This is a genomic window from Ramlibacter tataouinensis (assembly GCF_001580455.1).
Classification (GTDB): domain Bacteria; phylum Pseudomonadota; class Gammaproteobacteria; order Burkholderiales; family Burkholderiaceae_C; genus Ramlibacter; species Ramlibacter tataouinensis_B.
The window spans coordinates 2994031-3020696 of the sequence record NZ_CP010951.1 but is presented as its reverse complement, the minus strand read 5'-3'; the positions used below and the strand labels follow the sequence as shown (position 1 = coordinate 3020696).

Here is a 26666-nt window from a genome sequence, read left to right as displayed (position 1 = left end):
CCGTCGTCAATCGAAGGAGCTCACGATGGTCAAGAAGATGCACAAGGCAAGCGACGAGGATTCGAAAAGCTCCGCGCAGTTCGCGGACACGATCCGCGAGTCGGCCCAGCAGATCTGGCTGGCCGGCCTGGGCGCGTTTTCCAAGGCCCAGGAAGAAGGCGGCAAGGTGTTCGAGTCGCTGGTGAAGGAGGGGCAATCCATCCACCGCAAGACGCAGACCGCCGCGGAGGAACGATTCGCCGAAGCCTCCAGCCGCATGGCCAGCATGGCCAGCGACATCTCCTCGAAGGCCTCGGGCCAATGGGACAAGCTCGAAAATATCTTCGAGGACCGCGTCTCGCGCGCCCTCAAGAAGCTCGGCGTGCCCACCGCCAAGGACATCGACGAACTGGTGGCGCGCATCGACGAGCTCAACCGCAACGTCGCCAAGCTCAACGCGAAGAGCCATGCCGCCAAGCCGGCGCGGGCCGCGGCGCCGGCCGGCGGCAAGCGCACGGCGACCAAGCGCGCGAGCGCGCGCAAGACCGCCCCGTGACGTCGGGCGCCGGGGTCCAGTCAACCGGAGGGCGCTGCGGCGCCCTTTTTTGCGGCGCCGCAGCAGCTGCGGTTGAGCAAGCTCTCTACACTGGACGATCATGACGATCATGAGGTCCAAATTGCAGTCACCTCGCATCGCCCTGGCCCTCGCCGGCGGCGGACCCATGGGGGCGATCTACGAGATCGGCGCCTTGTGCGCCCTCGACGAGGCGCTGGAAGGGCTCGATTTCAACCGGCTGCATCACTACGTCGGCGTGTCGGCGGGCGCCTTCATCGCCGCGGCCCTGGCCAATGGCATGACGCCGCGCCAGCTTTGCGCCTCCTTCATCGAGGCCAGCGGCGACCCCGCGGACGTCTTCGATCCCGCCTGGTTGCTGGTGCCGGCCTACGGCGAGATCGCGCGCCGCGCCGCATCGGCGCCGGTCCTCGCGGCCTCGGCCCTGTGGCGCGGTGTGCTGGGCCGGCGATCGCTGGCGCACTCGCTGGAGCGGCTCGGCCGCTGCCTGCCGACCGGCCTGTTTTCGAGCGAGCCGGTGGAGCTGCGGCTGGCCAAGGCCTTCTCCCGGCCGGGGCGCACCAACGACTTCCGGCAGCTCGCCGCCCGGCTCACGCTGGTGGCGACCGACCTCGACTCGGGCGACGCCGCGCCATTCGGGCAGCCCGGCTGGGACCAGGTGCCGATCTCCCGGGCCGTGCGGGCCAGCTGCGCCCTGCCCGGCCTGTTCCCGCCGGTGGAGATCGACGGCCGCCACTACGTGGACGGCGCGCTGAAGAAGACCCTGCATGCGTCGGTCGCGCTCGAGGACGGCGCGGACCTGCTGCTTTGCCTCAATCCGCTCGTGCCCTTCAACGCGACGGGGAGGGACGCCGCGGCGGGCGCGGCCCCGCAGCGAATCGCCGAAGCCGGCATGCCCACGGTCCTGAGCCAGACCCTGCGCTGCATGATCCATTCGCGCATGGAGCTGGGCATGAAGCACTACGAGCGGGCCTATCCGGGCAGCGACATCGTGCTGGTCGAACCGGACGGCCACGACGCCGAGCTGTACCTGGCCAACACCTTCAGCTACAGCCGGCGCGCGCAGCTGGCCGAGCATGCCTACCAGCAGACGCGCGCCTGGCTGCGCTCGCAGCGCGACGCGCTCGCGCCGAGGCTGGAGCGGCACGGCATCGTGCTGCGGAGCGCAAGGCTCGACGCGCCGCGACGGCTGATCACGCCGCGCCCGCCCACCCGCATCGGCCGCGCGGTGGCGTCCCTGCATGACGCCCTCGACGAACTGGGGTGCGCGCTCGAGGCCGCATGAAGAAGGCGCCGCGCCGCACCGCCGAGCGGATCCTGGAGGTCTCGCTCGACCTCTTCAATCGCTTCGGCGAGCCGAACGTCTCCACGACCCTGATCTCCAGCGAACTCAACATCAGTCCGGGCAACCTCTACTACCACTACCCGGCCAAGGACGAGCTGATCAACGCGCTGTTCGACCGCTACGAGCAGGCGCTGAACGAACTGCTGGGCGCGAGCGACGGCGTCCGCGACGTCGAGGATGCGTGGTTCTTCATGCACACGCTGTTCGAGTTGATCTGGAAGTACCGCTTCCTCTATCGCGACCTGAACGACCTGCTGTCCAAGAACCGCAAGCTGGAAACGCACTTCCAGGGGGTGCTGAAAAACAAGACGCGGGCGATCCGCGCGATGCTGACCGGCATGAGCCGCGCCGGCGCGGTGGACATGGACTCGCGCGAGGTCGACCCCACGGCCACCGGCATGGTGGTGCTGCTCACCTATTGGCTGAGCTACGAATACGTGCGCGATCCGCGCCATGCGCTCGAACCGGGAAGCGCGCAGCAGGCTTTGCTGCGTGGAGCGCACCATGTGCTGAATCTGCTGGTACCCTATCTCGAACCGGGCCAGCGCGCTCACTTCCTCGGATTGGTGTCCGCCTACGAAAGTCCGCCGACAGGGATTTCTGGAGACAGCCATGGGCAGGTGGACGGTATTTCCTCACGCCGGTGAATACAGCTTCGATGCCGCGAGCCTGGAAAAGCTCTGGACGCCGCTGCATGCCGGCGACATGGAACCGCTGCCGGAGGACCCCGCGGTGCTGCAAGCCTGGGCGCTGTTCCACAGCGGCGACTTCCAGCATGCCGCCGAGGCCGGTTTGCGCGCCGGCGGCGCCGGCATCACCGTGGCCAACAAGGCCACCGCCGTCTACGCGAACTACCTCGAGCGGAAAGAGCAAAGGAAGCTCGAACTGCTGATGGAGGTGGTGGAGCGGGCGCAGGCGCAGGCAGCGCACGACCCGAAGAATCCCAACGCCTGGTTCTGCCAGGGCTTCGCCCTCGGGCGCTACAGCCAGGGCATCAGCGTGGCCAAGGCGCTGGCGCAGGGCCTGGGCGGCCGCGTGAAGGAAGCGCTGGAACGGGCCCTCGAGCTGCAGCCGCGGCACGCGGAGGCGCACATCGCGCTGGGCGCCTTCCACGCCGAGGTGATCGACAAGGTGGGTCGGCTCATCGGCGGCATGACCTACGGCGCCAAGAAGGAAACCGGGCTGAAGCTGTTCCAGGAAGCGCTGCGCCTGAACCCCGGCTCGCCCATCGCGATGATCGAGTACGCCAACGGCCTGCTGATGCTCGAAGGCGAGGACAAGATGGCCGAGGCGACGCGGCTCTACAAGCAGGCGGCGGCATGCAAGCCGGCCGACGCGACCGAGCGGCTGGAAGTCGAGCTGGCCAAGGCCGAGCTTCAATAGCGCCTGCCCGGGCTTGCGTGCTCGGCCTACACATCCGAGCCGAGGCGACCCTCAGACTGCGGGCCATGGACATCTTCGACGCCCTGCTTGAAAGCCATGAGCTGCAACGCGCGATCTGCCGCCGCCTGCTGGCCCAGGTCGGCGACGCCAAGGCGCGCACGCGGACCTTCGACGAGTTGAAGGCCGAGCTGGCCGCGCACGAAACCGCCGAGGAGCGCACGTTCTACGTGCCGCTCATCGAGCACGACGAGACTGTGGAAGCGGCGCGGCACGGCATCGCCGAGCACCACGAGATGGACGAGATGGTGGAGCAACTGGACAAGCTCGACCAGGGATCGGCCGAATGGCTGGAGCTGATCGGCAAGCTGGTCCACCAGATCGAGCACCACCTGAAGGAAGAGGAAGAGAAGTTCTTCCCGCAGGCGCGCGAGGTGTTGTCGCGCCATCAGCAGAAGGGCCTGGGCGAGCCCTACCGGGAGGAGCACGACCGCCTGCGCGCCAAGGAAGACGCGCCCTGAGGCACCTGCCTCACTCGTCCCAGGGCAGCATCAGGGTGACCAGCGACAGCCGGGCGAACTCCGGCTCGAAGCCCTCGATGATCTTCTGCGGCTCCGGGCACAGGCTCGCGTCGGTGATCACGCCGAACTGCACGCCGCCGCCGTAGCTCAGTACCGAAATGCCCAGGCCGATGTCGCCGGCCTGCGGCACCCAGAACATGCACTGCTCCACCCCGGCGCCCAGCAGCTCGATCTTCTCGCGCGGGCCGGGGACATTGGTCATGACCGCAGTGGTCTTGCGGTTGAAGATGTTGAGCAGTGCATCCTGCCCGCCCTTGGCCAGCACGCCGGCCGAGGCCAGCAGCGCGAAGGCAAGCAGCGGCTGGGTGCTGCCCTTGAGCGCGTTCATGCGGCGGCGCACTTCGTAGACGCGTTCGATCGGGTTCTCAATGCCGATGGGCAGCGACAAAGGCACCAGCCCGAAGCGGTTGCCCAGCTTGTGCGCCTGCTCGAGCGGGCGCAGGTTCACCGGGATCATGGCGCGGATCTCCTGGCCCTCGGTGCGATCGCCCAGCGATCGCAGGTAGCCGCCGATGGCGCCCGCCACGCAACTGAGCAGCACATCGTTGATCGAGCAACCGAGCGCCTTGCCGACCGCCTTGACCTCGACCAGCGGCAGCGGGTCGCACCAGGCGACGCGCTTGACGGTGCCGGCCCGGCCCTTCAAGCGCGTCTTCGAATCGTCGGGCATCAGCAGCAGCGAGGCGGCGTCGCTGGCCACCTGCATGCCCAGGCGCGCCAGTGCCTTCGGCGCCTCGGCGCGCTTGCGGGGATCGAGCAGCAGGGATATCGACTTCGCCGCGCCGCCGTGCGCCACTTCGAGCGCCTTGGACGCCATCTCGGTCAAGGGCCGGATCAAGGCCTCGGAGAACCAGTCGTCCACATCGCGCGCGGCCTGCCGCTTTGCCGAGGGTGGCGGCGCCTGCCCGCCATCTGCCAGCGACATGGCCACCGCGATCAGCGCGACGCCGTCGGCGATGCAGTGGTGGATGCGCATGATGAGGGCGCTGCCGCCCTCGAAATGCTCGATCAGGTGGATCTGCCACAGCGGATGCCGGTGATCCAGCGGCTGCAGCGCCAGTTCGCCCAGGCGCTTTTGCAGCTGGGCGCGCGCCTGGCCTCGCGGCAGCGACTCGCGCACCACATGCCGGTGGATGTCGAAACCCTCATCCTCGATCCAGCTGGCGCCGGCCAGGTCCTGGTCGACGCGCTGGCGGAAGCGACCGTATTTGAGGAGCCGTTCGCGCACCCGCTCGCACAGCGCCTCGTAGCCAATGCCCGGCCGCAAGGTCCAGAACCCCAGGATCATCATGAGGTTGCCCGGCGAGTCCATGCGCAGCCAGGCCGTGTCGACCTTGGTCATGCGCTCGCCGGCCAGGCCCAGGATGGGTCGGGCCATCCGCGGCGCGCCCTCACCGGCCGCGGCCGCCTTGCGGCTTCGCTTGCGCGCGGGCTGCGTTTCCTGCGTCGCCTGCCGGATGCGGGTCACCATCGGGTCTCCTTGATCGAGGCGCGCCTCTCTACTTCTTCAAGGTGGGCCGCCGTAAGATACCGCGACCATACCGCAGCCGTGCCGGCGCGGATAGGCCGTCATCCCACAGTTCACCGGAGGAACAACCATGGCCGACCTGAAAGCCGCTTTCGAAACTGCCGTCGCCAATTCCAAGAAGCTTGCCGAGCGCCCCGACAACGCGACGCTGCTCAAGATCTATGCGCTGTACAAGCAGGCCACGGCCGGCGACATCACCGAAAAGAAGCCCGGCTTCGGCGACATGGTCGGCCGCGCTAAGTGGGACGCCTGGAATGGCGTGAAGGGCACCTCCAGCGAGGACGCCATGCAGCAGTACATCGACCTGGTCGAGTCGCTCAGCTAGGCACCCTCGCTCCCGATGATCCCGCGCTCGCGCAGAGCGGCGATCTGCTGCGCATCGAGGCCGATCTCGCGCAGCACCGCATCGGTGTCCTGGCCCAGGCCGGGCGCATTGCGGCGATGCCCGCCCGGCGTGAGCGAGAGCTTGGGCACCACGCCCGGCAGCGTGAGGCGGCTGCCGTCGGCCAGCTGCACCTCCTGCAGCATGCCGCGCGCGCGGTAGTGCGGATCGGCGGCGATGTCGGCCACCGTGTAGATGCGGCCGGCCGGCACGCTGGCGCCGTCCAGCGCCTGCAGCACTTCGGCGACCGTGCGCTGCGCGGTCCAGGCGCCGATGGCGGCATCGATCTCCTCGACCCGCTGGACCCGTCCCGCGTTGTCCGCCAGCGCCGGGTCGGCTGCGAGCTCGTCCCGGCCGATCGCGCCCATCAGGCGCTTGAAGATGCTGTCGCCGTTGCCCGCCACCAGCGCGTAGCCGCCGTCGCGGCACAGGTAGGCGTTGGTCGGCGCGATCCCCGGCATCGCGCTGCCCGCCGGGCCCCGCACCGCGCCGAAGGCGCTGTATTCGGGCAGCAGGCTTTCCATGCAGTTGAACACCGCTTCGTAGAGCGCGACGTCGACCACCTGGCCGCGGCCGCTGCGATGCCGCTCGTGCAACGCCAGCAGGATGCCGATCACGCCGTGCAGCGAAGCCAGCGTGTCGCCGATGGACACGCCCACGCGCACCGGGACGCGGCCGGGTTCGCCGGTCAGGTGGCGCAGTCCCCCCATGGCTTCGGCCACCACGCCGAAGCCCGGGCGGTCGCGGTAGGGCCCGGTCTGGCCGTAGCCGCTGATGCGCAGCACCACCAGGCGCGGGTTGAGCGCCAGCAGCTGCTCGGGGCCGAGCCCCCAGCCTTCCAGCGCGCCCGGGCGGAAATTCTCGATCAGCACGTCGGCGTCCTGCGCGAGCTTTCGCACCACCTCCTGGGCCGGCGGCTCCTTCAGGTCCAGCGTGATCGAGCGCTTGTTGCGCGACTGCACCTGCCACCACACCGAAGTGCCGTCCTTGAGCATGCGCCACTTGCGCAGCGGGTCGCCGACGCCGGGCGGCTCCACCTTGATCACGTCGGCGCCGAAGTCGCCCAGCGTCTTGGCGGCGAACGGGCCGGCGATGAGCTGGCCAAGCTCGAGGACCTTGATGCCGGCGAGCGGTCCCATGGCTTCAGGCCTTCTTCGCCTTCGGTTTCGCAGCTGGTTTCGCCGCCGGTTTCTTCGGCGCGGCCTTTTTCCCATGCGCCGCCAGCGCGTGGTCGAAGGCCTTGAGTGGCTCCTCGTGCGCGAGCAGCTCGTCCAGGTTCTTCACGATCTCCGACTCGATGCGCTCCCGGAACGCGCCGAGCAGCAGCCCGAGCCGGGCGTCGAGCACGAAGCTGCTCTTCGTCACCTTCAACTCGCCGTTGGCGCCCGCCCGGGTGAAGATGACCCGGTCGGAGGACTTGCCCTCTTCGTAGGTGCACTCCATGCCCAGCTTGTCCTCGGCCACTTCGGCCCAGCGGAAGGCGAGCTTGCGTGCCGCGGGCAGGCCCAGGCCGTGCTCGCGTGTGATGTGGATGTCAGGCACCGGAAGACTCCTTCGATTTGAGTTGTTGGTGACGCTCAGCCTTGGGCAGCCGGGCCAGGGCCCTGGCCGCATCATAGAAGCGAAGGAAGTCACCGCCTTCGCGCGCGAACAGGGCCTCGAAGCCGGGCACCAGCTCCTCGTAAGCCGCCTGCGCGCCGAAGGAGGCGTTGTTCGCCTCGGCGACCCAGCGGTCGTAGAAGCGGTAGCGCGCCGGCTCGCCCGGCCAGCTGGCGCGCAGCTGCGCGTAGTCCTCGCGAAAACGCTGCAGCGCTTCCTGCTTGAGCTTGCCCCGCTCTTCGCCGCCCGCCTGCTCGTAGATCGCCCTGAGCGTATCGCTCGTGGCCCGCACCAGCCCGCGGAACTGCCGGCGCCGCCCGTCGTACTGCTCGTACTCGCGGCGCACCGGCTCCGAAGCATGGGTCTCCAGCCAGCGCTTGCCGCCGATGCGCTCCACCGCGGTCGCGAACGACTCGTTGAACATGGTGTCGCCGTTGGCATAGACCACCTGGTGCGCCAGTTCGTGGAAGATGATGCGCGCCAGCTCGCCTTCCGGGTAGTTGATGAAGGTATTGAGCAGCGGATCGCCGCCCGCCCAGTTCATCCAGCCCAGCGTGGAATACGCAGGCACCGGATAGACGCTGGTTTCCTGGCCCTGAGCCGCGAGCCGACCGGCTTCGGCCCTGGCCTCACTCTCGTCGAAATAGCCGCGGTAACCCACGCAGCCGGTCACGGGAAAGCAGGACTGCGTCAGCGTCAGGGAGTACGGCGGCGCGGCCACCACGTTCCAGACCACGGCCGGCCGCTGCAGGTCGGCATAGCGCCGGTAGCTCGGGTTGTCCGGCAGCATGAGCTCGCTCACCGCGAAGTTGCGGATGCGCTGGCTCAGCGCCAGCCGGTCGCGCAGGCGCTCAGGCGTCTGGGTGTCGCCCAACCAATCATCAACGGGCCGCGCGGCGCTCATCATGCGCAGGTGGCCGGTCGCCGACTGCCAGTAGTAGCCGACGTTGGAACAGCCCGCCAGGCTGGAAAGCAGCAACGCGGCCAGGACGCCGCCCGCCGCTCGCCACTTCCGCGTTTTCACGCCGGTTCGACTTCCACCAGGCAGTCGTAAAACACCGGACCGCGGCCGATGTCGGTGAGCTGCTGGCTGGTGAGTTCGTTGACGTTGGTGCCCGCCAGCCCCAGCTTGCGCCACCACACGCCCAGGCCGTTGACCACGCCGGGGCGCGCGCGCTCCGACACCTGGGCCTTGCAGTGGTACTGGCCGCGGTCGTTGAACACGCGCACCACCGCGCCGGAAGCGATGCCGCGCGCGGCCGCGTCGCTCGCGTGGATCTCGAGCAGGGGCTCGCGTTCGATCTCCTGCAGGCTGTCCACGTTGACGAAGCTCGAATTCAGGAAATTGCGCGCCGGCGGCGAAATCATCGCCAGCGGATAGCGGGGCGACGTGCCCGCCGCTTCGTAGTTGGGCAGGTGGTCGGGCAGCCCGTCCAGGCCCTGGCGGGCCAGCCGTTCGCTGAAGAACTCGCACTTGCCCGACGGCGTCGGAAAGCCGCCTTGCGCGAACGGCGCCTCGGGCAGCGGCAGCGGCGCGAAGCCTTCCTGCAGCAGCTCGTCGAAGTCGACCCTGGCGCCGTAGGCCATGCGGCACAGCGCGAGGTCGTCGTCGTCGAAGCAGGGATCGGTCAAGCCCATGCGGCGCGCCAGCTCGCGGAACACCTGGGTGTTCGGCCGGGCCTCGCCCACCGGCGCGATCGCCGGGCGGTTCAGGGTCACGTCGGTGTGGCCATAGGAGAAGTGGATGTCCCAGTGTTCCAGCTGGGTGGTGGCCGGCAGGATGTAGTCGGCGTAATCGGCCGTGTCGGTCTGGAAATGCTCCAGCACCACGGTGAACAGGTCCTCGCGCGCGAAGCCGGCGACCACCTTGCCCGATTCGGGCGCTACCGCGAGCGGGTTGCTGTTGTAGACCACCAGCGCCTCGATGCGGGGGCCGAACGCGGGCGATGCCGGCCGCAGCAGGTCGTCGCCGATGGTGACCATGTTGATGGTGCGGGGCTGCCGGCCGGCCAGCAGGTCCGGCCGCTGCAGCGCCGCCTTGTCCACCGGGAATTGGCCGGAGCTGGACAGCAGCGCGCCGCCGGCCCGGTGACGCCAGGCGCCGGTGAGCGCTGGCAGGCAGGCGATGGCGCGGACCGCGTTGCCGCCGCCGCGCACCCGCTGCATGCCGTAGTTCAGGCGAATGGCCGCCGGTTGCGTGGTGCCCCAGTCGCGCGCCAGGGCGCGGATCTGCGCGGCCGGCACGCCGCAGACCTCGGCCGCGCGCTCCGGCGTCCAGCGCAGGGCGCGCTCGCGCAGGGCCTCCCAGCCCAGGGTGTAGCGCTCGATGTAGTCGTGGTCGAGCAAGTCGTTGACGACCAGCTCGTGCATGATGGCCAGCGCCAGCGCGGCGTCGGTGCCGGGGCGCAGCTGCACGTGATCGTGGCACTTCTCCGCGGTTTCGGTGCGGCGCGGGTCGATGCAGACCAGCCGGGCGCCATTGCGCTTGGCCTCCTGCGCCTGCCGCCAGAAATGCAGGTTGCTGGTGATGGAGTTGCTGCCCCAGATCAGGATCAGCCGCGACTCGGCGAAGTACTCCACCTTCATGCCGACCTTGCCGCCCAAGGTGTGGACCAGCGCTTCGCCGCCCGCGTTGGAGCAGATCGTGCGATCCAGGAACGATGCGCCCAGCCGGTTGAAAAAGCGCGCGGCGATGCTCTCGCCCTGCACCAGTCCCATGGTGCCGGCGTAGCTGTAGGGCACGATCGCCTGCGGATCGCGCGCGGCGATCTGCGACAGGCGCGCCGCGATGTCCATGAGGGCTTGGTCCCAGCTGGTGCGCTCGAACTTGCCGCTGCCCTTGGGCCCGACCCGGCGCAGGGGATGCAGCAGGCGCTCGGGGTGGTAGGTGCGTTCGGGATAACGCGACACCTTCGTGCACAACACCCCACCCGTATGGCGATGCTCGGGATTTCCCTGAACCTTGACAGCGACGCCGTCCTGCACCGTCGTCACAAGCGCGCAGGCATCGGGGCAGTCATGGGGGCAAGCCCCCTTCACAAGCGTTATACGTTTGGACACACTTCCTGCGGGAGTAGTAGTAACGGTGGTGCTGGTCATGGGTTCAGTCGTTTTGGGGCGACGCACCCCAGCGCCGCAGATGCCGGAGGAGACAAAGCATGAAATTCACCCGATCCATGGCCGTCCATGCGATGGTAGCTGTGTTGGCGCTGCTGGGTGCTGCGGCGCCGGCAATAGCCAATGACGGCGTGTCCAAATCCAGCATCGTGATCGGCCAGTCGGTCGCGCTGACCGGCCCCGGCTCGGCCCTGGCCGAACCCTTCCACCAGGGCGCGAAGCTGTTTTTCGACCGGCTCAACGCCGCCGGCGGCATCCAGGGCCGCAAGGTCGAATTGGTGACGCTGGACGACCGGGGCAACCCCAAACTCACGGCCGACAACACCAAGAAGCTGCTCGACCAGGGCGTGTTGTCGCTGTTCGGCTACTACGGCTCACCCCAGGTCACCGCCGCCTACCCGCTGATCAAGGACGGCGAGGTGCTGATGTTCGCCCCCATGGCCGGGGCCGACGAACTGCGCGGCGCCATGTATGCCAACGTGTACACGCTGCGGCCCGGCTACGCCGAGGAAGCAGCGGCGATCTCGCGCCACGCCGGGATGCTGGGCACCGCCAAGAAGTTCGGCGTGCTGCACGGCGGCGACAGCGAGTCGCTGGCCGCGCTCGATTCGGCCCTGCGCACCATGCCCAGCACCGGGGTCAACGTGGTGGCGAGTTCCACGCTCCAGGCTGGCAGCATCGCCAACAGCGTGGACAAGGTGGTGGCCGCCGGCCCGCAGTCGGTCCTGCTGATCGGCAATGCGAGCACTGCCGCCGGCGCCATCCGCGACCTGCGGGCCAAGAACTTCCGCGGACCGATCTACGGTTTTTCCAACACCGGCGAGAGCCTGCTGGCCGAGGAGATCGGCCCCGAGGGCGCCGGCGTGGTGGTGGTGCGCGTGGTGCCCAAGAGCGACGCCCCCAAGATCGCCATCGTGCGCGAGCTGATGCAGGAAGCGCAGGCCGCCAAGCTGGGCAAGCCGAACGTGTACATGCTGGAGGGCTACATCGCGGCGAGCCTGTACGCCGAGGCCCTGCGGCGCATCCCGCGCGACCCCACCCGCGCCAAGTTCAAGAAGGCGCTGAGCTCGCTGGACGACGTGAACCTGGGTGGCTTTCGCGCCCATCTGGCCGACGACCGCGTGGCCTCCAAGTTGGTCGAGCTGAGCCTGATCGATTCCCAGGGCCGCGTGCGCGAGTAAGCCGCCGGCCCCTGCCGTCAGCCCAGGGGCTTCTCCAGGTGCGCCAGGCCGCGCATGAAGGCCTCGCAGCGCGCGAGTTGTTCGAGGCTGACGAACTCGTCCGGCTTGTGGGCCTGCGCGATGCTGCCCGGCCCGCACACCACCGTGGGAATGCCGGCGCTCTTGAACAGGCCTGCCTCGGTGCCGAAGGCCACCTGCGTGGTCCGGCGTTCGCCCGACAACTGCAGGGCCAGGCGCGTGACGCTGTCCTCGGCCGACCCCAGGAAGCTGGGGATCTCGCAGATGGTCTGGAAGCTGAATCCCGCCTCCGGCGCGATGCGCTTCATGCCCGGCTCCAGCGAGCGCGCGTAGTCGACGAGCTCGCGCTGCATGGCCGCCACGTCGGCCGTGGGCAGGTCGCGGAATTCGTAGCGGAATTCGGCGTCGCGCGGCACCACGTTGTCGGCGATGCCGCCGTGGAAGCGCCCGACGCTGGCGGTGGAGAACGGCACGTCGAAGCCCGCGTAGCGCGGCTCGTCGCGCTCGAAGCCTTCGGCCATGTCGCGCAGCTTGCCGATCACCCGCGCCGCCATTTCGATCGCGTTCACCGACTCCGGCGTCAGCGAGGAATGCGCCTCCTGGCCGCGCACGCAGCACTTGTAGCGGTACACGCCCTTGTGCGCGATCGCCGGCACCATGCCGGTGGGCTCGCCGACGATGCAGGCCAGCGGCCGGATGCCGGCCTCGCGCATGTCGGCGATCAGCTCGCGCACGCCGAAGCAGCCGATCTCCTCCTCGTAGCTCAGGGCCAGGTGGATCGCGTACGGGGCCTTGCTGTGCAGGAAGCTTTCCGCGTGAGCCACCGCCATGGCGATGAAGCTCTTCATGTCTGCCGAACCGCGGCCATAGAGCTTGTCGCCGTGGATGTCACCGCCCAGCGGGTCGAACACCCAGTCCTGCCCGTCCCAGGGCACGGTGTCGGTGTGGCCCGACAGGATGATGCCGGCCGGCTTGCCCTCGCCCAGCGTGGCGAACAGGTTGGCCTTGGTCCGCTCTTCATTGAAGGTCAGCCGGCACTCGACGCCGAAGCCGGCCAGTTCCTCGCGCACCAGATCGATGAGCTGCAGGTTGGAGTTGGCGCTGACGGTGTTGATGTTCACCAGCGCCTGCGCCAGCTCCAGCGCCTTGGGCGAAACCGTGGTTGTGGAATCCATCACTGCATTCTGACGAATATCCGGGCGTGGCGCGGACTCTGCGGCACGGCTAGACTGGGAGTTTCATCTGCCACAAGCTGATCATGAACATCCTGGACTCGGTCGTCACCCAGGCGGCCGCCATCACGGCCATCCGCCGCGACCTGCACGCCCACCCTGAACTGTGCTTCGAAGAAGTGCGCACCGCCGATCTGGTGGCCGCCAAGCTCACCGAATGGGGCATCCCGGTGCACCGCGGCCTGGGCAAGACCGGCGTCGTCGGCATCGTGAAGAACGGCACCAGCGCGCGCGCCGTCGGCCTGCGCGCCGACATGGATGCGCTGCCGATGCAGGAGTTCAACACCTTCGCGCACGCCAGCCAGCACGCCGGCAAGATGCACGCCTGCGGCCACGACGGCCATGTGGCGATGCTGCTGGCCGCGGCCCAGCACCTGGCGGCCAATCGCAACTTCGACGGCACGGTGTACCTGATCTTCCAGCCGGCCGAGGAAGGCGGCGGCGGCGCCCGCGAGATGATCAAGGAGGGCCTGTTCGAAAAGTTCCCGATGGAGGCCGTGTTCGGCATGCACAACTGGCCGGGCAGCGACGTGGGCAAGTTCGCCATCAGCCCGGGGCCCGTGATGGCCTCCACCAGCGAATTCAGGATCACCATCCGGGGACGCGGCAGCCACGCAGCGCTGCCGCACAACGGCGTCGACCCGGTGCCCGTCGCCTGCCAGATGGTGCAGGCCTTCCAGACCATCATCAGCCGCAACAAGAAGCCCATCGACGCAGGCGTGATCTCGGTGACCATGATCCACGCCGGCGAGGCGACCAACGTCGTCCCGGACAGCTGCGAGCTGCAGGGCACGGTGCGCACCTTCACGGTCGAGGTGCTGGACCTGATCGAAAAGCGCATGAAGCAGGTCGCCGAACACGTCTGCGCGGCCCATGACGCGCAGTGCGAGTTCGAGTTCCAGCGCAACTACCCGCCCACCATCAACTGGCCGGCCGAGGCCGAGTTCGCGCGCAAAGTGATGGCCTCCATCGTGGGCGAGGACAACGTGCAGTCGCAGGAGCCCACCATGGGGGGCGAGGACTTCGCCTACATGCTGCAGGTCAAGCCGGGCGCCTACTGCTTCATCGCCAACGGCGACGGCGCCCACCGCGAGATCGGCCACGGCGCCGGTCCCTGCATGCTGCACAACCCCAGCTACGACTTCAACGACGAGCTGATCCCGCTGGGCGCCACCTACTGGGTCCGCCTGGCGGAAGCCTGGCTGGGAAGGCGCGAGTGATGAACGCGCCCGAGGACGCGTTCGCCGCGAGCTACGGCCAGGCGCGGCGCAAGTTCCTGGAGGCCGCCCGGGCCGCGGGCCTCCAGGTCGAAAGCAGGATCCATCCGGGCCAGGGCCGCGACGGCGAGGAACTGGCGATGGACATCGCGCGCGAGGGTCCGCCCGAGGCATCCCGGCTGCTGGTGCTCACCAGTGCCTGCCACGGCATTGAAGGCTACTGCGGCAGCGGCGTGCAGGTCGCCGCCCTGGGCGATGGCGCCTGGCGGCAGTACGCGCGCGAGCGCGGGGTCGCGGTGCTCTATGTCCATGCGCTCAACCCCCACGGTTTCTCGCATGGGCGTCGCGTGACGCAGGAGAACGTGGACCTGAACCGCAACTTCCACGACTTCGGCGCCGCGCTGCCCGCCAACCCGGCGTATGGCGAGTTGCATCCCCTGCTGCTGCCGGCCACGTGGCCTCCCACGCCCGAGGTCCAGCAGGCGGTCCTGCGCTACGTCGCCGAGCGCGGCGAGCCGGCGCTGCAGGCCGCCGTCAGCCGCGGCCAGCACGAGTTTCCGGATGGCCTGTTCTTCGGCGGCACCGCGCCGACCTGGAGCAACCTGGCCGTCCGCGAGGTGCTGCGCGCGCACGCGCGCCGGGCCGCGCGCCTGGGCTGGATCGATTTCCATACCGGCCTCGGGCCCAACGGCGTCGGCGAGCGCATCTTCGCCGGCCCGGACGACGGCGCATCGATCGCGCGCGCCCGCGCCTGGTGGGACTCCGGCGGCGCCACGCCGGTCACGTCGATGTACGACGGATCGTCCACCTCGGCCTTTCTCACCGGCCTCATGTGGATTGCGGCGCGCCAGGAGTGCCCGCAGGCGGAGTTCACCAGCATCGCGCTGGAGTACGGCACGCTGCCGGTGATGCAAGTGATGGAAGCCCTGCGGGGCGACCATTGGCTGCATGCGCACCCGCAGGCCCCGTCCGAACTGGCCGATGGCATCCGCCAGCGGATGCGCGAGGCTTTTTACACCGACACGCCCGAATGGAAGCGCCAGGTGCTGGAGCAGGCGCGGCAGGCGCTGTACCAGGCGGTCGATGGTCTGGCCGTTTGACGCCAGGGCGTCGCTGCGCGAGCGCGGGACGCCCGGTCAGCCGGTGAAGCGGTGACGGGCGATTTCGAGCAGGCCGTCGAAGATCAGGCTTTCCACCAGCTCGAACGGCATCGACATGTGCGGCGACATCTTCCAGCCCGCGCCGCCGGTCATGTAGCGAAGCGGCTCCTCGCCGCAGTGCTCGCGCACGTGCTTGACCATGCGCTCGATGGCCCCCGCGATCGCGAAGGTTCCGCCGCTGGTGAGCGCGTCCGAGGTGTTGGTGGGGAATTCGCGCACATCGCCGGTGGGCACGTGCAGGCCGGCGGTGCCTGATTCCAGCGCGCGCAGCATGATGCCGTGGCCCGGCAGGATGAAGCCGCCCAGGAAGGCGCCGGTGGCGTCGACGGCTTCCACCGTGACCGCCGTGCCCACCATGACCACGACCATGGGACGCGCCGGCCCGCTGGCGAGCATGCGGTGCCAGGCGCCGATCATCGCAACCCAGCGGTCGGCACCCAGCCGCGTCGGATGGTCATAGCGGTTGGCCAGGCCCGCCTCGGCGGCGCTGGCCACCACCCATTGCGCGGGCACATCCCAGATCTCCTCCATCTGCTCCTCGACGCGGCGCTTGATCGCGTCGGCGGCGACGGCGCATCCCAGCATGCGCTGCGGCTGCGGCAGCCGGGCCCAGGGGCCTTCGGCCAGCTTGTCGATGTTTTCCAGGAATTCGGCGCCGTGCGCCAGCAGCGCCGCGCCGGGGCGCGGCTGCGCGTACATCGCCCACTTCAGCCGGGTGTTACCCACGTCGATCGCCAGGAAAGCCATGGGGGTGCCGTGCAGGGGTTGGAGGGGCGGCTCAGGCCGCCGGTTTCACCTGGGCGGCCAGCGAATCCAGGGCTTCGGCCAGCGCTTTCTCCTGCGCCTGCGCCTGGCCGCAATCGGCGATCGCCTGCTTGACGCCCAACTGCAGGTCGCGGTGGCAATCCATGGAGCCTTCCAGGCTCAGCGCGGGCGCACTGCCAGTGCGCGCCGCATCGGCCAGTGGCGCCAGCCGCTTGCGCCATTCCTTGAGTTCGCCGGACAGGGCCCGCTGCAGCATCTGCGCGAGGCTGGAACGCCGCGCGGCCGCCGATTGGGCCTGTTGCTGGGCATGTTGGGCGGCCGTGCCCAGCGCCCGCAGGGATTTGAGCCGGGCCACCAGCAGCTCGCAGCGCGCCGTGTCCTCCTCGATCAGGCGCCGGGCCGCCGCGTCGCCGCTGGCGCTTTCGCGCGCCTTGAGCTGGTTACGCATGTCCTGCAGCCAGCGCGAACCCTGGTCGATGATCTTCTCGATGGCGCGAAACTCGACCTCGAACTCGAGCAGGGACCGGTCGGTCAGGCCGGCCTGCTCGCCGTGGCGGGCCTGCAGCGACTTCACTTGGGCCGCGAGGGCCTGGGCCGCGGTATCGATCTGGTCGTACTGCGCCGCGAACTCGGCCCCGGCGGTCCGGCTCTTGCCGGACAGGCGCGCCATGAAGCCGCGCGCCTGCAGCAGCCCGAAGTCGAGCCTGGGCAAGGCTTCCGCCAGCTGGGCGAGCTCGGCGGCCAGGGGCCGGTAGTCGCGGCGACCGGACTGGGTGCGCAGGTCCTCGGCCAGCTCACCGAGCCGCGCCACGTGCTGGTGGCCGGCATCCATGGCCATCTTGTCCAGCCAGGCCGAAGGCGAGACCGGCGCGCGCGGTTTGACCTGGGCCAGCTTGGCGGGGGTCATCAGCGAGGCGGTGCGGTCGGGATCCATTGGCGGCTGGGGTGACGAGGTGAGCCGCAATATAAACCTTTCGCGCTGGGGCACCAAAGAAGGTGCCCCAGGCGGGCCGGCCGCTGGGGCCGGCGATGCTGCCTTCAGGCGAGCTTGCCGTGGCAGTGCTTGAACTTCTTGCCGCTGCCGCAGGGGCAGGGGTCGTTGCGGCCGACCCGGGCGCCGCCGGCCGCCGCCGCGGCGGCCAAGGCCACCGGCGCATGGCGAGCGGTGCTCTCGTCGAGCTTGCTTTCGACTTCGCCGGTTTCGGTCGGCGCGGTGTAGGTGACGTTGGCGATCCGCTCGGCGCGGTCCTCCATCTCGTCGGCCGCCTGCTCGAGCTGCTCGCCCGACTGCACCTGCACCGTCATCAGCACCTTAGTGACTTCGTTCTTGACCGAATCCAGCAGTTGGCCGAACAGTTCGAAGGCTTCGCGCTTGTACTCCTGCTTGGGCTGCTTCTGGGCGTAGCCGCGCAGGTGGATACCCTGGCGCAGGTAGTCGAGCGCCGACAGGTGCTCGCGCCAGTGCGTGTCGATGCTCTGCAGCAGCACGATGCGCTCGAACTGCGTGAAGTTCGCGGCGCCCACCTGCTGGACCTTGGCTTCGAAGGCCTCGTTGGCGGCCTTGAGCACGCGCTCGAGGATGTCCTCGTCGGTGATGCTGCTGGCGGACTGCACCGCGCCCTGCAGGTCGACGCGGATGCCCCACTCGTCGGCCAGCGCCTTCTCGAGCGCCGGCACGTCCCACTGCTCCTCCACCGATTCGGGCGGCACGTACTGGTGGACGACGTCGGTGATGCAGCCCTCGCGCAACGAGGCGATCTGGGCCGACAGGTCGGCCGCGTCGATGATGTCGTTGCGCTGCTGGTAGATCACCTTGCGCTGGTCGTTGGAGACGTCGTCGTACTCCAGCAGCTGCTTGCGGATGTCGAAGTTGCGAGCCTCGACCTTGCGCTGCGCGCTCTCGATGCTGCGCGAGACGATGCCCGCCTCGATGGCTTCGCCGTCGGGCATCTTCAGCCGGTCCATGATGGCCTTGACGCGTTCGCCGGCGAAGATGCGCATCAGCGGGTCGTCCAGGCCCAGGTAGAAGCGCGAGGAGCCGGGATCGCCCTGGCGGCCCGAGCGGCCGCGCAACTGGTTGTCGATGCGGCGCGACTCGTGGCGCTCGGTCGCGATGATGCGCAGGCCCCCCTGCTGCACCACGAACTCGTGGTCCTTCTGCCACTGCGCCCGCAGCTCGGCGGCGCGCTGCTGCCGGACGGCGTCGTCCAGCAATTCGTCGGCCTCGATCGCCTCGACCGCCTTCTCCACGTTGCCGCCGAGCACGATGTCGGTGCCGCGGCCGGCCATGTTGGTGGCGATGGTGATCATCTTGGGACGGCCGGCCTGGGCCACGATGTCCGCTTCGCGCGCGTGCTGCTTGGCATTGAGTACCTGGTGCGACAGCTTGGCCTTGCCCAGCAGCTCGGAAATCAGCTCGGAATTCTCGATCGAGGTGGTGCCCACCAGCACCGGCTGGCCGCGCTCGTGGCACTCGCGGATGTCCTGGATCGCCGCTTCGTACTTCTCGCGGGTGGTCTTGTAGACGCGATCGAGCGCGTCCCCGCGCCGGCTCGGCCTGTTCGGCGGGATCACCACGGTTTCCAGGCCGTAGATCTCCTGGAATTCGTAGGCTTCGGTATCGGCCGTGCCGGTCATTCCGGCCAGCTTGCCGTACAGGCGGAAGTAGTTCTGGAAGGTGATCGAGGCCAGCGTCTGGTTCTCGGCCTGGATCTGCACGCCTTCCTTGGCTTCCACGGCCTGGTGCAGGCCGTCGCTCCAGCGGCGGCCCTGCATCAGGCGGCCGGTGAACTCGTCGACGATGATGACCTCGCCCTCCTGCACCACGTAGTGCTGGTCGCGCAGGTACAGGTGGTTGGCCCGCAGCGCCGCGTTCAGGTGGTGCATCAGCGTGATGTTGGCCGGGTCGTACAGCGTCGCCCCTTCCGGAATCAGCCCCAGGTTGAACAGGATGCGCTCGGCATTCTCGTGGCCCTGCTCGGTGAGGAACACCTGGCGGCTCTTCTCGTCCAGGGTGAAGTCGCCGGGCTTGGTGACGCCCTCGCCGGTGCGCGGGTCGGCTTCGCCCTCCTGCTTGGACAGCAGCGGCACGATGCGGTTGATCGCGATGTACAGGTCGGTGTGGTCTTCGGCCTGGCCGCTGATGATCAGCGGCGTGCGCGCCTCGTCGATCAGGATCGAGTCCACTTCGTCGACGATGGCGTAGTTCAGGCCCCGCGCCACGCGGTCGGCTGCCTCGTACACCATGTTGTCGCGCAGGTAGTCGAAGCCGAACTCGTTGTTGGTGCCGTAAGTGATGTCGGACCGGTAGGCGGCCTGCTTCTCCTCGCGCGGCATGTTGGGCAGGTTCACGCCCACGCCCAACCCGAGGAAGTTGTACAGCTTGCCCATCCACTGGGCGTCGCGGTTGGCCAGGTAGTCGTTCACCGTCACCACGTGCACGCCCTTGCCGGTCAGCGCGTTCAGGTACACCGGCAAGGTGGCGGTCAGCGTCTTGCCTTCGCCGGTGCGCATCTCGGCGATCTTGCCGTAGTGCAGCGCCATGCCGCCTTGCAGCTGCACGTCGAAGTGGCGCATCTTCATCACGCGCTTGGAGCCCTCCCGCACCACCGCGAAGGCTTCCGCCAGCAGGTCGTCCAGCGACTCGCCCTGGGCCAGGCGCGCCTTGAACTCGTCGGTCTTGGCGCGCAGCTCGGCGTCGCTGAGCTTTTCGAGCTCCGGCTCCAGGGCGTTGATGCGCTCGACCCCTTTGCGGTATTGCTTGAGCAGGCGGTCGTTGCGCGAACCGAAAATTTGGGTGAGGAAGTTCTTGGCCATGAACGTGGGCTCAGGGCGGGCGGCCGTGCCGGAGCGCGGCGCCACGCGATTGTTCTGTCGTCAGCAGGATGTGGGGCCGCTGTCGGCCAATGCAAGCAGCGGCCTCTCCAGCGGAGAAACCGGGGATTTTACCCGTCGGTGCCTTCCGCGGCCTTGGCCCGGGCGGCGGCCCCCTTGGCCACCGGCAGGTGGCGGCCGGCGGCGAGGAACTTGCCCGGATCCTGCGGCACGCCCTGCACAAGCACCTCGAAATGCAGGTGCGGGCCGGTGGAGCGCCCGGTCGAGCCGACGGCGGCGATCTTCTGCCCCCGCTTGACCAGATCGCCCTGCTTGACGAACACCTTCGAGGCGTGCGCGTAGCGGGTGATCAGGTTGTTGCCGTGGTCCACCTCGACCATGTTGCCGTAGGCCGGATGCAATTCCTGCGTCACGACGACGCCGCCGGCCGCCGCGAGGATGGAGGTGCCGGGCTCAGCCTGGAAATCCATCCCGGTGTGCAGGGCGGAGCGGCCGGTAAAGGGATCGATGCGCCAGCCGAAGGGCGAGCCCAGATGGCCGTCGGATACCGGCTGCTGGGTCGGGATCATCATGCTGCGGACCTTCTGGTCGATCAGGCGCGACTCCAGCACGGTCATCATGTCGACGTGCTGGCCGGTGTTCTGCTCCAGTTCGGCCAGGGTGGCCTGCAGTTCCTCCATCGACAGGGAGCGGCCCGACACCAGTGCGCCGCCCTGCCCGGCCGTGCTCTTGAACTCGGCAAAATTGACGCCGGCCAGGCCCGACACGCGCTCGCCCAAGGCGTCGAGTTGCAGCAGGCGGGCCTGCATTTCGCCGAGCCGGCGCGCCATGGCGTCGAGGTTCTCGCGCATGAAGCGGTCGCGCTGTTCGAACTCGTCCTTCACGACCAGGCGCACCAGCGCGCCGATGACCGGCCAGCCTTCGCGCGCGCCCTTGAGAAACACCCAGTGGTAGAGGCCGGCGGCCGACAGCATCAGCACCAGCGACAACGCCACCATGGCGGCGAGCAGCCGGGCGCCGCTCAGGTGCACGGCGCGGCTCTTCGCCAGCGAGGCATCCGTGATAATGAAATGCACTGTTATCCCCTCATGACGACCCCACCGTCCAACCGCCGGCACCATGCCGTGCCGATCCTGCAAGCCGCCGAAGACGCGCCGGCGTTGGCGAAGCTCGCCCAGCTCGCACGTGAATCGAGCGAGCGCTTGCTAGCGATTGAACCCCTGATCCCAAGCCCGTTGCGCTCCGCCGTCAAGGCCGGTCCCATTGACGGAACCGATTGGTGCCTGCTGGTGAACAGCAACGCCGCGGCGGCCAAATTACGGCAGGTTTTGCCTGCTCTGAAGGCTCATCTGTGCAGCCGGGGGTGGCAGGTTAACTCAATTCGCCTGAAGGTCCAAATAGCTGGAAAGTAACCGTTTGGCGTGGCGCCACAGCCACCTGCGGGTGCACGCTAGCCCTGCGCGGGCGACTTGACGGGCGTGGAAATGCCGCTCTGGCGCAGGGCCTGCTCGAGCGGACGCAACTGGTCGCCGAGCGCTTCCAGCTGCTTGAGGTAATCGACGCGGCGCACGCGATCGCCCTCATGGGCCATGCTGATGCGGATCGCTTCGGCCTGCGCCCGCAGCTGCTGGATCTGAGCGCCGAGTTCCTTGGCGGCGTCGGCGCCGATGTCGGCACGGGCCGGCGGGCGGCCGACGCTGTCGAGCCAGGAGCCATGGGAACGGTCGTCGAGCCCGGCGCAACCGGCCAGCATCAACACGGAGAGCATCAGCAAGGGTGATTTCATGCGAGTGGGCTCAGCGCCTGGCTACTGATCAGCGCAATTCAGTATACCGTCGCGCGCGCAGAGTTCCATGGCATGCGCCAGGTGCGCTCGAATAGCCGGCCGCCCCGGGCGCCCGTGGGCTTCCTAGCGCTTGACCGGGCGACGTTGCGGCTGCGCAGCCACCCGGCGCTCCGGCAGATGGCGGAACATGATCCTGCCCTTGCTCAGGTCGTAAGGTGACAGCTCCAGTGTCACGTCGTCGCCGGCAATGATCCGGATGCGGTGTTTCCTCATTTTGCCGCCGGTGTAGGCGACGAGTTCGTGGCCGTTCGTGAGCAGCACGCGGCAACGCGAGTCCGGCAACACCTCGGTGACCCGGCCGCGCATTTCGATGAGATCCTCTTTCGCCATCAGCACTCCTTCGAGGTCAGGGTCGTCGGTCGCGGGGCACCTGATTCAGCGACCCACCGCAATGCTTCGGCATGCGCGTGAACCGCAGCCTCGGTTGCGCAACGGAATCTGCGCGTCAAGCGCAGCACACGATCCGTCGTGGCCGACCCGGATCCGGATCGGATCGAGACGGAACTGGCGAACCAGCCGTTCTCGAGTGCCGTCACCAGGGGCGAGACGAGATACTTGCCGACCCGTCGCGCGCCTTTGGGCGTTCGTTCGCTGCGGAGACAGGGAGAATCCTGGGCCGGGGGAGAAGCGGCCGCGTGCGTGCGGCCCACAAGAGATTGGATCTGAATGGGAACTCCAAAGGTGCGTTGAGGAAGAACCTGTTGGAGCCGCGCAATTGCAGCTTCTCACCCGCGCACGCACCGAGGCGCCGGGCCAGGAACGGACGAGTTCTCGTCCAGGACCGCGGTTTCGCACCGCTGACAAAGGCCGCGCGGCCTCGTCGATGTGCCGCCGATCTCAGGTGATCGTGCGGATGTTGGAAGCCTGCGGCCCCTTGGCGCCCTGCGTGATGTCGAATTGCACGCGCGTATTGTCGGCAAGCGTCCTGTAGCCATCGGCTCCCTGGATCTCGCGGAAATGCGCGAACAGGTCTTTCCCGCCGGCGTCCGGCGTGATGAAGCCGTAGCCCTTGCCCTGGTCGAACCACTTCACGGTTCCGGTCTGGTTTGTCGTCATATCGATCCTTCGATGATTTGTGCTGCGGGCAGCGTCGAGCCGCGCCGTGCAAACGCCAAGAAAATCATCGGTGGGAGAGTCGACTACGGCTCGCCGTTGCGGCTGGAGCAGGGGAAGAGAGACCTAGAGATGCAGACTCTTGTGTAACGTCAGCAAGCCCATACTACCTTAATTCGCGCGTCCGTGCTGGCCGGCAAGCATCCTGACTGCGGCCTACCTGCTGGATGCCCAGCGACAGCGCACGTCCCTACGGGGAAATCGGTTCCGTCAGGGTCATCAGGATGTCGGCGTACCAAGCGCCGTTGAGTCCCAGCATGTCATCTTGCAGCCGGTCGCGGCCGCCCATGTCGAAGCCCGACGAATGGACGCCAAGCAATTTCCACGCGTCCAGCGAAGTGCCGGCGGACGAGCGCATGACGATGGGCCCGCCGCTTGAGCCGCGGTGCGCCCGCACATCGGTGAGAAAGAACCCCTGCCCCTGAAAACGCAGCCCGAACGACGAGGCGATGATGGCGTGGCGCGCCACGGGGAGGCGGTGCAGCATGTCATGAAAGCCCAGTGGAAAGCCGAGCAGCAGCACAGACGTTCCCACTTCGACCAAGTCCAGCGATTGCAGCAGGTGCCCGGGCGTGAATGTCGACATCACGGCATGGGGCGGCAGCGCGGCCCGCTCGAGCTCGATCGCGGCCACGTCGACGTCACCGCCGCCATCGCGCGCCTGGCGCCACACCGCGCGCCCGTCGCGGTAAAGGGCCAGCCTGACCGGGGCCGTACGCGTCAGGTTGTCTGCGTCGGAATGCACGTCGATCTCGACCTGATCGGGCAGGTGCCCGCTCGGCTCGTCGAAGAGCACGTGCCTGCTTGTGACCAGAAACAGCTGCCCGCCCCGCTCGAAGAAGAATCCCGACGCACGGGTGAGCAGGCCTGGGCCCAGGTAGGTCGAGAGTTGCACGGTCGTGAGCAACAGCGGCTCGACCTGGGGCGCCGCCGCGCCGCGCTCGAGGCTCATGGGGTCTCCCCGCGAATCTCGGCCTCGATCGCGCGCACGACGCGCTGCACGGCACGCGCCGCCTCGTCATCGAGCGGCCCTGTCACGCCCAGGAACGTCGGTGGGTCGGACCAGCGGGCCGCGATATGAGCGCAGCGAAGCCGTTCGGCGTCCGCGGCAGTTTCGGCCCCTGCCTGCAAGCGCTCGCCGACGTTTTGGCCGACGGGCTTGTGCGTCGGCCCGGCATCGCTCTGCTGCTTTTTGAGGGCAGACGCCTCATCGCGCGTGTGCGACTCCCACTGTGATTGGCTCGACTTCTCGTCCATATCGCTCCGATCTGTGCTCGAGAGACCAAGCCTCCATGATGCTCCGCTCCCCCGCGCCCGGGTGCGGACAAAGCAGACCGACCGATCTACCACGCGAACGTGATGGTGAATCGGGACCGAGTTGGCACTATTCGACGCTGAAACGATGGCTCCGCTTGGCGCCGAACGCATCCAGGCCCCTTGCTGTTGTCACTGCCTCAGCCGAGATGACAGAGCGGACGGAATGCCACTCCGAGCTGCCGCGCAGCCTTGCTGGATGGGGCACCGCCGAGCGGTGTAACAGGCCCTGGTGTTGAGATACCGACAGACCTTCGGGTGCGGGTGCGTAGCGACGCCGGAAGCCGCCGCGCGGGCGACTGGTGCCGATTGTCGGATTCGAACTGACGACCTACCGCTTACAAGGCGGTTGCTCTACCCCTGAGCTAAATCGGCGGGATGGCCTTGATTCTAGACGCCGGCTGCGCCGCGTCATCCGGCGTGCTGGGCTGAAGTCGGAGCGCTGACTTCGCACCCGCGCGTGCCCCGGCGAGATTTGCAATGAGCTGTAAGCCTGGGCCTTTTGCAGGCACGGCCTTGAGTACGCTGTGTCCGCGCTCAGGAGGCCCCATGCAGTACCGGAACCCGCGCACGCTCACGCCAGTTCTTGCAACCTTCTTGCTTGCGGGCTGCGGCGGAGGCGGCGGCGGAGACAGCCTCCCCGCGACCGAAGCGCCGGTGCTAGCCAACAGCGCCGAGGGCTACTGGGTCGGCCGGACTTCGGGCGAGAACCGCGCGGACGTCCTTATTCTGGAAAACGGGAGCACCTGGGGCATCTACACGGACTCCGTCGAAGTGCGCGGTGCCGTGCAGGGCACCAGCCGGGGCGAACAGGGCCGCTTCACCGCCACGCTGACCGAATACTCGCTGCTGGATAACCTGGCGCCTGAGCTCAGCTATTCCGGGAACGTGACGCCGCGTGCGCGCATCGAGGCGGCGGCCGGCGCGCGTGGGTTGATCCTGTCCTATGGGATCAACTACGAGCGGGCCGCCTCCGCGGACGCGCTGGCCGGGCGCTACCAGCTGAGTGGCGAAGCCGTGCTGTCGATCGATCGGGCTGGCCTGTTCAACTGGGTGGCTTCGACCAACTGTGTCCTCAGCGGACAGGTGACGCCGCGCGAATCCGGCAAGAACGTCTTCAACCTGGCGCTGACCTATGTCGGGACGGGCTGCAGCCACGGCAACGGCACGCGCATCACCGGCGTGGCCTACCTGGATGTCGATTCCGATCCCGCGCGCCTGGTGGCATTGGCGCTGCGGGACGATCGCCGGGTGGGATTCGTTTCTCGGGCAGCAAAGTTGCCGGCACCCGCACCCGCACCCGCACCCGCACCCGCTCCGGCGCCTGCACCCGCGCCGGCACCTGCACCCGCGCCGGCTCCTGCACCCGCGCCTGCTCCTGCGCCCGCGCCGGCACCTGCGCCCGCCCCGGCTCCTGCACCCGCGCCTGCTCCTGCGCCCGCGCCTGCTCCTGCGCCCGCCCCGGCTCCTGCGCCCGCGCCTGCTCCTGCGCCCGCACCGGCTCCTGCACCCGCCCCGGCTCCTGCACCTGCTCCGGCCCCTGCTCCCGCACCGGCCCCTGCGCCCGCTCCGGCACCTGCGCCCGCGCCGGCTCCTGCTCCTGCACCCGCTCCGGCTCCCGCACCCGCGCCGGCACCTGCACCCGCGCCGGCCCCTGCTCCTGCACCCGCTCCGGCTCCCGCACCCGCGCCGGCACCCGCGCCTGCTCCCGCGCCCGCTCCGGCTCCTGCACCCGCGCCGGCTCCCGCACCCGCGCCGGCTCCCGCGCCCGCCCCGGCTCCCGCGCCCGCCCCGGCTCCTGCACCCGCCCCGGCTCCTGCACCCGCCCCGGCTCCTGCACCTGCGCCCGCCCCTCCGCCACCGTCACCGTGAATCGGAAGCTCAGTGAGCAAGCGTTGAATGGCGCGCAGGCGTGCTGAGCAACGCCATGAATGGCGTCGCTTTGCCGAACTGGGAGATGGGGCGCTGGATCCAGCGCCGGTTTACTTGACGCGCTTGAGCGCCGGGCGCGGACCGCCGCTGGGCGGCCTGGGCGGCTCGCCTTCGGGGGTGCCGCCTTCGACGGTCTCGGGACCGACGAACTGGACCACCTTGGTCTCGTCCTGCCCGCCGGCGGCCGGCACGCTGGACAGCGGCGAGGGCTTGGTCAGTTCCGGCCCCGCCTCGCTCGCCACGGGCACCGGAAAGGCCATGCCCTGGCCGTTCTCGCGCGCGTAGATCGCGATGACGCGGTTGACCGGCACCATGATCTCGCGCGCGCTGCCGGCGAAGCGGGCCTTGAACTCGATGAACTCGTTGCCGAGCTTGAGAGAACTGGTCGCGTCGAAGCTGATGTTCAGGACGATCTCGCCGTTCTTCACGTATTCACGCGGCACCTGCACCGTCTCGTCGACGAGCACTGCCACGTAAGGCGTGAGGCCGTTGTCCGTGCACCAGTCGTACAGCGCGCGGATCAGGTAGGGACGGGTCGACGTGGATTCCAAAGCGTTCATCGTCGCGCA

27 protein-coding genes and 1 tRNA gene are annotated in these 26666 nt (G+C 68.7%); 10 read left to right on the top strand and 18 right to left on the bottom strand.

Annotated elements, in window-relative coordinates; genetic code table 11:
* The first annotated feature begins 25 nt into the window (after window positions 1–25).
* The 5 genes from UC35_RS14320 to UC35_RS14300 all read left to right on the top strand — a co-directional run bounded on the left by UC35_RS14320 (window position 26) and on the right by UC35_RS14300 (window position 3799).
* A complete protein-coding gene (locus UC35_RS14320; protein WP_061500815.1) occupies window positions 26–535 on the top strand; it encodes a phasin family protein in 510 nt (169 codons plus the stop codon).
* Between the two features lie 109 nt (window positions 536–644).
* Window positions 645–1838, top strand: a complete 1194-nt coding sequence (locus tag UC35_RS14315; RefSeq protein WP_061503843.1) for a patatin-like phospholipase family protein — start codon at window positions 645–647, stop codon at window positions 1836–1838.
* On the top strand, window positions 1835–2545 hold the full coding sequence (locus UC35_RS14310; RefSeq protein WP_061500813.1) for a TetR/AcrR family transcriptional regulator: 711 nt from the start codon (window positions 1835–1837) through the stop codon (window positions 2543–2545). Before UC35_RS14315 ends, UC35_RS14310 begins: the two co-directional genes overlap by 4 nt.
* Window positions 2511–3281 carry a hypothetical protein gene (locus UC35_RS14305; protein WP_061500811.1) on the top strand — a complete coding sequence of 257 codons (771 nt, stop codon included), beginning with the start codon at window positions 2511–2513 and terminating at the stop codon, window positions 3279–3281. The genes UC35_RS14310 and UC35_RS14305 overlap by 35 nt, the downstream gene beginning before the upstream one ends.
* A gap of 65 nt (window positions 3282–3346) precedes the next feature.
* Window positions 3347–3799: a hemerythrin domain-containing protein gene (locus UC35_RS14300; RefSeq protein WP_061500809.1), complete on the top strand. Its 453-nt coding sequence runs from the start codon at window positions 3347–3349 to the stop codon at window positions 3797–3799.
* Window positions 3800–3809: 10 nt separating this feature from the next.
* Here UC35_RS14300 and UC35_RS14295 read toward each other — a convergent pair whose 3' ends face one another.
* A complete protein-coding gene (locus UC35_RS14295; protein ID WP_082793205.1) occupies window positions 3810–5330 on the bottom strand; it encodes a wax ester/triacylglycerol synthase family O-acyltransferase in 1521 nt (506 codons plus the stop codon).
* 127 nt (window positions 5331–5457) lie between these two features.
* Between UC35_RS14295 and UC35_RS14290 the strand changes: the two genes are divergently transcribed.
* Window positions 5458–5712 carry an acyl-CoA-binding protein gene (locus UC35_RS14290; RefSeq protein ID WP_061500808.1) on the top strand — a complete coding sequence of 85 codons (255 nt, stop codon included), beginning with the start codon at window positions 5458–5460 and terminating at the stop codon, window positions 5710–5712.
* Here UC35_RS14290 and UC35_RS14285 read toward each other — a convergent pair.
* The 4 genes from UC35_RS14285 to UC35_RS14270 are packed head-to-tail and all read right to left on the bottom strand — an operon-like array spanning window position 5709 to window position 10467.
* Window positions 5709–6908 (bottom strand): CaiB/BaiF CoA transferase family protein, encoded by a 1200-nt coding sequence (locus tag UC35_RS14285; RefSeq protein WP_061500806.1) that lies wholly within the window; start codon window positions 6906–6908, stop codon window positions 5709–5711. The genes UC35_RS14290 and UC35_RS14285 overlap by 4 nt on opposite strands.
* A gap of 4 nt (window positions 6909–6912) precedes the next feature.
* A complete protein-coding gene (locus tag UC35_RS14280) occupies window positions 6913–7311 on the bottom strand; it encodes a polyhydroxyalkanoic acid system family protein (RefSeq protein ID WP_061500804.1) in 399 nt (132 codons plus the stop codon).
* Window positions 7304–8392, bottom strand: coding sequence for an aminopeptidase (locus tag UC35_RS14275; protein WP_061500802.1), 1089 nt, complete (start codon window positions 8390–8392; stop codon window positions 7304–7306). The genes UC35_RS14280 and UC35_RS14275 overlap by 8 nt, the downstream gene beginning before the upstream one ends.
* Window positions 8389–10467 carry a molybdopterin-dependent oxidoreductase gene (locus UC35_RS14270; RefSeq protein WP_061500801.1) on the bottom strand — a complete coding sequence of 693 codons (2079 nt, stop codon included), beginning with the start codon at window positions 10465–10467 and terminating at the stop codon, window positions 8389–8391. The genes UC35_RS14275 and UC35_RS14270 overlap by 4 nt, the downstream gene beginning before the upstream one ends.
* Window positions 10468–10526: 59 nt before the next feature.
* Between UC35_RS14270 and UC35_RS14265 the strand changes: the two genes are divergently transcribed.
* A complete protein-coding gene (locus UC35_RS14265; RefSeq protein WP_061500799.1) occupies window positions 10527–11666 on the top strand; it encodes an ABC transporter substrate-binding protein in 1140 nt (379 codons plus the stop codon).
* Between the two features lie 17 nt (window positions 11667–11683).
* Here UC35_RS14265 and argE read toward each other — a convergent pair whose 3' ends face one another.
* Window positions 11684–12859, bottom strand: a complete 1176-nt coding sequence (argE, locus tag UC35_RS14260) for an acetylornithine deacetylase (RefSeq protein ID WP_061500798.1) — start codon at window positions 12857–12859, stop codon at window positions 11684–11686.
* 83 nt (window positions 12860–12942) lie between these two features.
* Between argE and UC35_RS14255 the strand changes: the two genes are divergently transcribed.
* Window positions 12943–14136, top strand: a complete 1194-nt coding sequence (locus UC35_RS14255; RefSeq protein ID WP_061500796.1) for a M20 aminoacylase family protein — start codon at window positions 12943–12945, stop codon at window positions 14134–14136.
* Window positions 14136–15233: a M14 family metallopeptidase gene (locus tag UC35_RS14250; protein WP_061500794.1), complete on the top strand. Its 1098-nt coding sequence runs from the start codon at window positions 14136–14138 to the stop codon at window positions 15231–15233. The genes UC35_RS14255 and UC35_RS14250 overlap by 1 nt, the downstream gene beginning before the upstream one ends.
* A gap of 36 nt (window positions 15234–15269) precedes the next feature.
* Here UC35_RS14250 and UC35_RS14245 read toward each other — a convergent pair whose 3' ends face one another.
* From UC35_RS14245 to UC35_RS14230, 4 genes are all read right to left on the bottom strand, one after another.
* Complete coding sequence (locus UC35_RS14245; protein WP_061500792.1) at window positions 15270–16040, bottom strand: type III pantothenate kinase; 771 nt, start codon at window positions 16038–16040, stop codon at window positions 15270–15272.
* 31 nt (window positions 16041–16071) lie between these two features.
* Complete coding sequence (locus UC35_RS14240) at window positions 16072–16992, bottom strand: hypothetical protein (RefSeq protein ID WP_061500790.1); 921 nt, start codon at window positions 16990–16992, stop codon at window positions 16072–16074.
* A 104-nt stretch (window positions 16993–17096) separates the two neighbouring features.
* On the bottom strand, window positions 17097–19874 hold the full coding sequence (gene secA, locus UC35_RS14235) for a preprotein translocase subunit SecA (RefSeq protein WP_061503841.1): 2778 nt from the start codon (window positions 19872–19874) through the stop codon (window positions 17097–17099).
* A gap of 128 nt (window positions 19875–20002) precedes the next feature.
* The gene (locus UC35_RS14230) at window positions 20003–20968 is read right to left on the bottom strand and encodes a M23 family metallopeptidase (protein WP_227820332.1); all 966 of its coding nucleotides are present in this window, start codon (window positions 20966–20968) and stop codon (window positions 20003–20005) included.
* 12 nt (window positions 20969–20980) lie between these two features.
* Here UC35_RS14230 and UC35_RS14225 point away from each other — a divergent pair, with 12 nt between their 5' ends.
* Window positions 20981–21304: a hypothetical protein gene (locus tag UC35_RS14225; protein ID WP_061503839.1), complete on the top strand. Its 324-nt coding sequence runs from the start codon at window positions 20981–20983 to the stop codon at window positions 21302–21304.
* Between the two features lie 38 nt (window positions 21305–21342).
* On the opposite strand, the gene UC35_RS14220 is transcribed toward UC35_RS14225, so the two are convergent.
* The 8 genes from UC35_RS14220 to UC35_RS14185 form a co-directional block, all read right to left on the bottom strand.
* Window positions 21343–21678, bottom strand: a complete 336-nt coding sequence (locus UC35_RS14220) for a hypothetical protein (protein WP_145979462.1) — start codon at window positions 21676–21678, stop codon at window positions 21343–21345.
* A 123-nt stretch (window positions 21679–21801) separates the two neighbouring features.
* A complete protein-coding gene (gene infA / locus UC35_RS14215; RefSeq protein ID WP_061503838.1) occupies window positions 21802–22068 on the bottom strand; it encodes a translation initiation factor IF-1 in 267 nt (88 codons plus the stop codon).
* A 507-nt stretch (window positions 22069–22575) separates the two neighbouring features.
* The gene (locus UC35_RS14210; RefSeq protein WP_061500786.1) at window positions 22576–22794 is read right to left on the bottom strand and encodes a cold-shock protein; all 219 of its coding nucleotides are present in this window, start codon (window positions 22792–22794) and stop codon (window positions 22576–22578) included.
* Window positions 22795–23041: 247 nt separating this feature from the next.
* Complete coding sequence (locus UC35_RS14205) at window positions 23042–23803, bottom strand: trypsin-like peptidase domain-containing protein (protein ID WP_061500785.1); 762 nt, start codon at window positions 23801–23803, stop codon at window positions 23042–23044.
* Complete coding sequence (locus tag UC35_RS14200) at window positions 23800–24108, bottom strand: hypothetical protein (RefSeq protein ID WP_061500783.1); 309 nt, start codon at window positions 24106–24108, stop codon at window positions 23800–23802. The genes UC35_RS14205 and UC35_RS14200 overlap by 4 nt, the downstream gene beginning before the upstream one ends.
* A 357-nt stretch (window positions 24109–24465) precedes the next feature.
* Window positions 24466–24540: transfer RNA gene (locus UC35_RS14195), tRNA-Thr, on the bottom strand.
* Window positions 24541–25339: 799 nt separating this feature from the next.
* Window positions 25340–26032 carry a hypothetical protein gene (locus UC35_RS23965; protein ID WP_061500781.1) on the bottom strand — a complete coding sequence of 231 codons (693 nt, stop codon included), beginning with the start codon at window positions 26030–26032 and terminating at the stop codon, window positions 25340–25342.
* A 115-nt stretch (window positions 26033–26147) separates the two neighbouring features.
* Complete coding sequence (locus UC35_RS14185) at window positions 26148–26657, bottom strand: ClpXP protease specificity-enhancing factor (protein WP_061500779.1); 510 nt, start codon at window positions 26655–26657, stop codon at window positions 26148–26150.
* Between the last annotated feature and the right edge of the window lie 9 nt (window positions 26658–26666).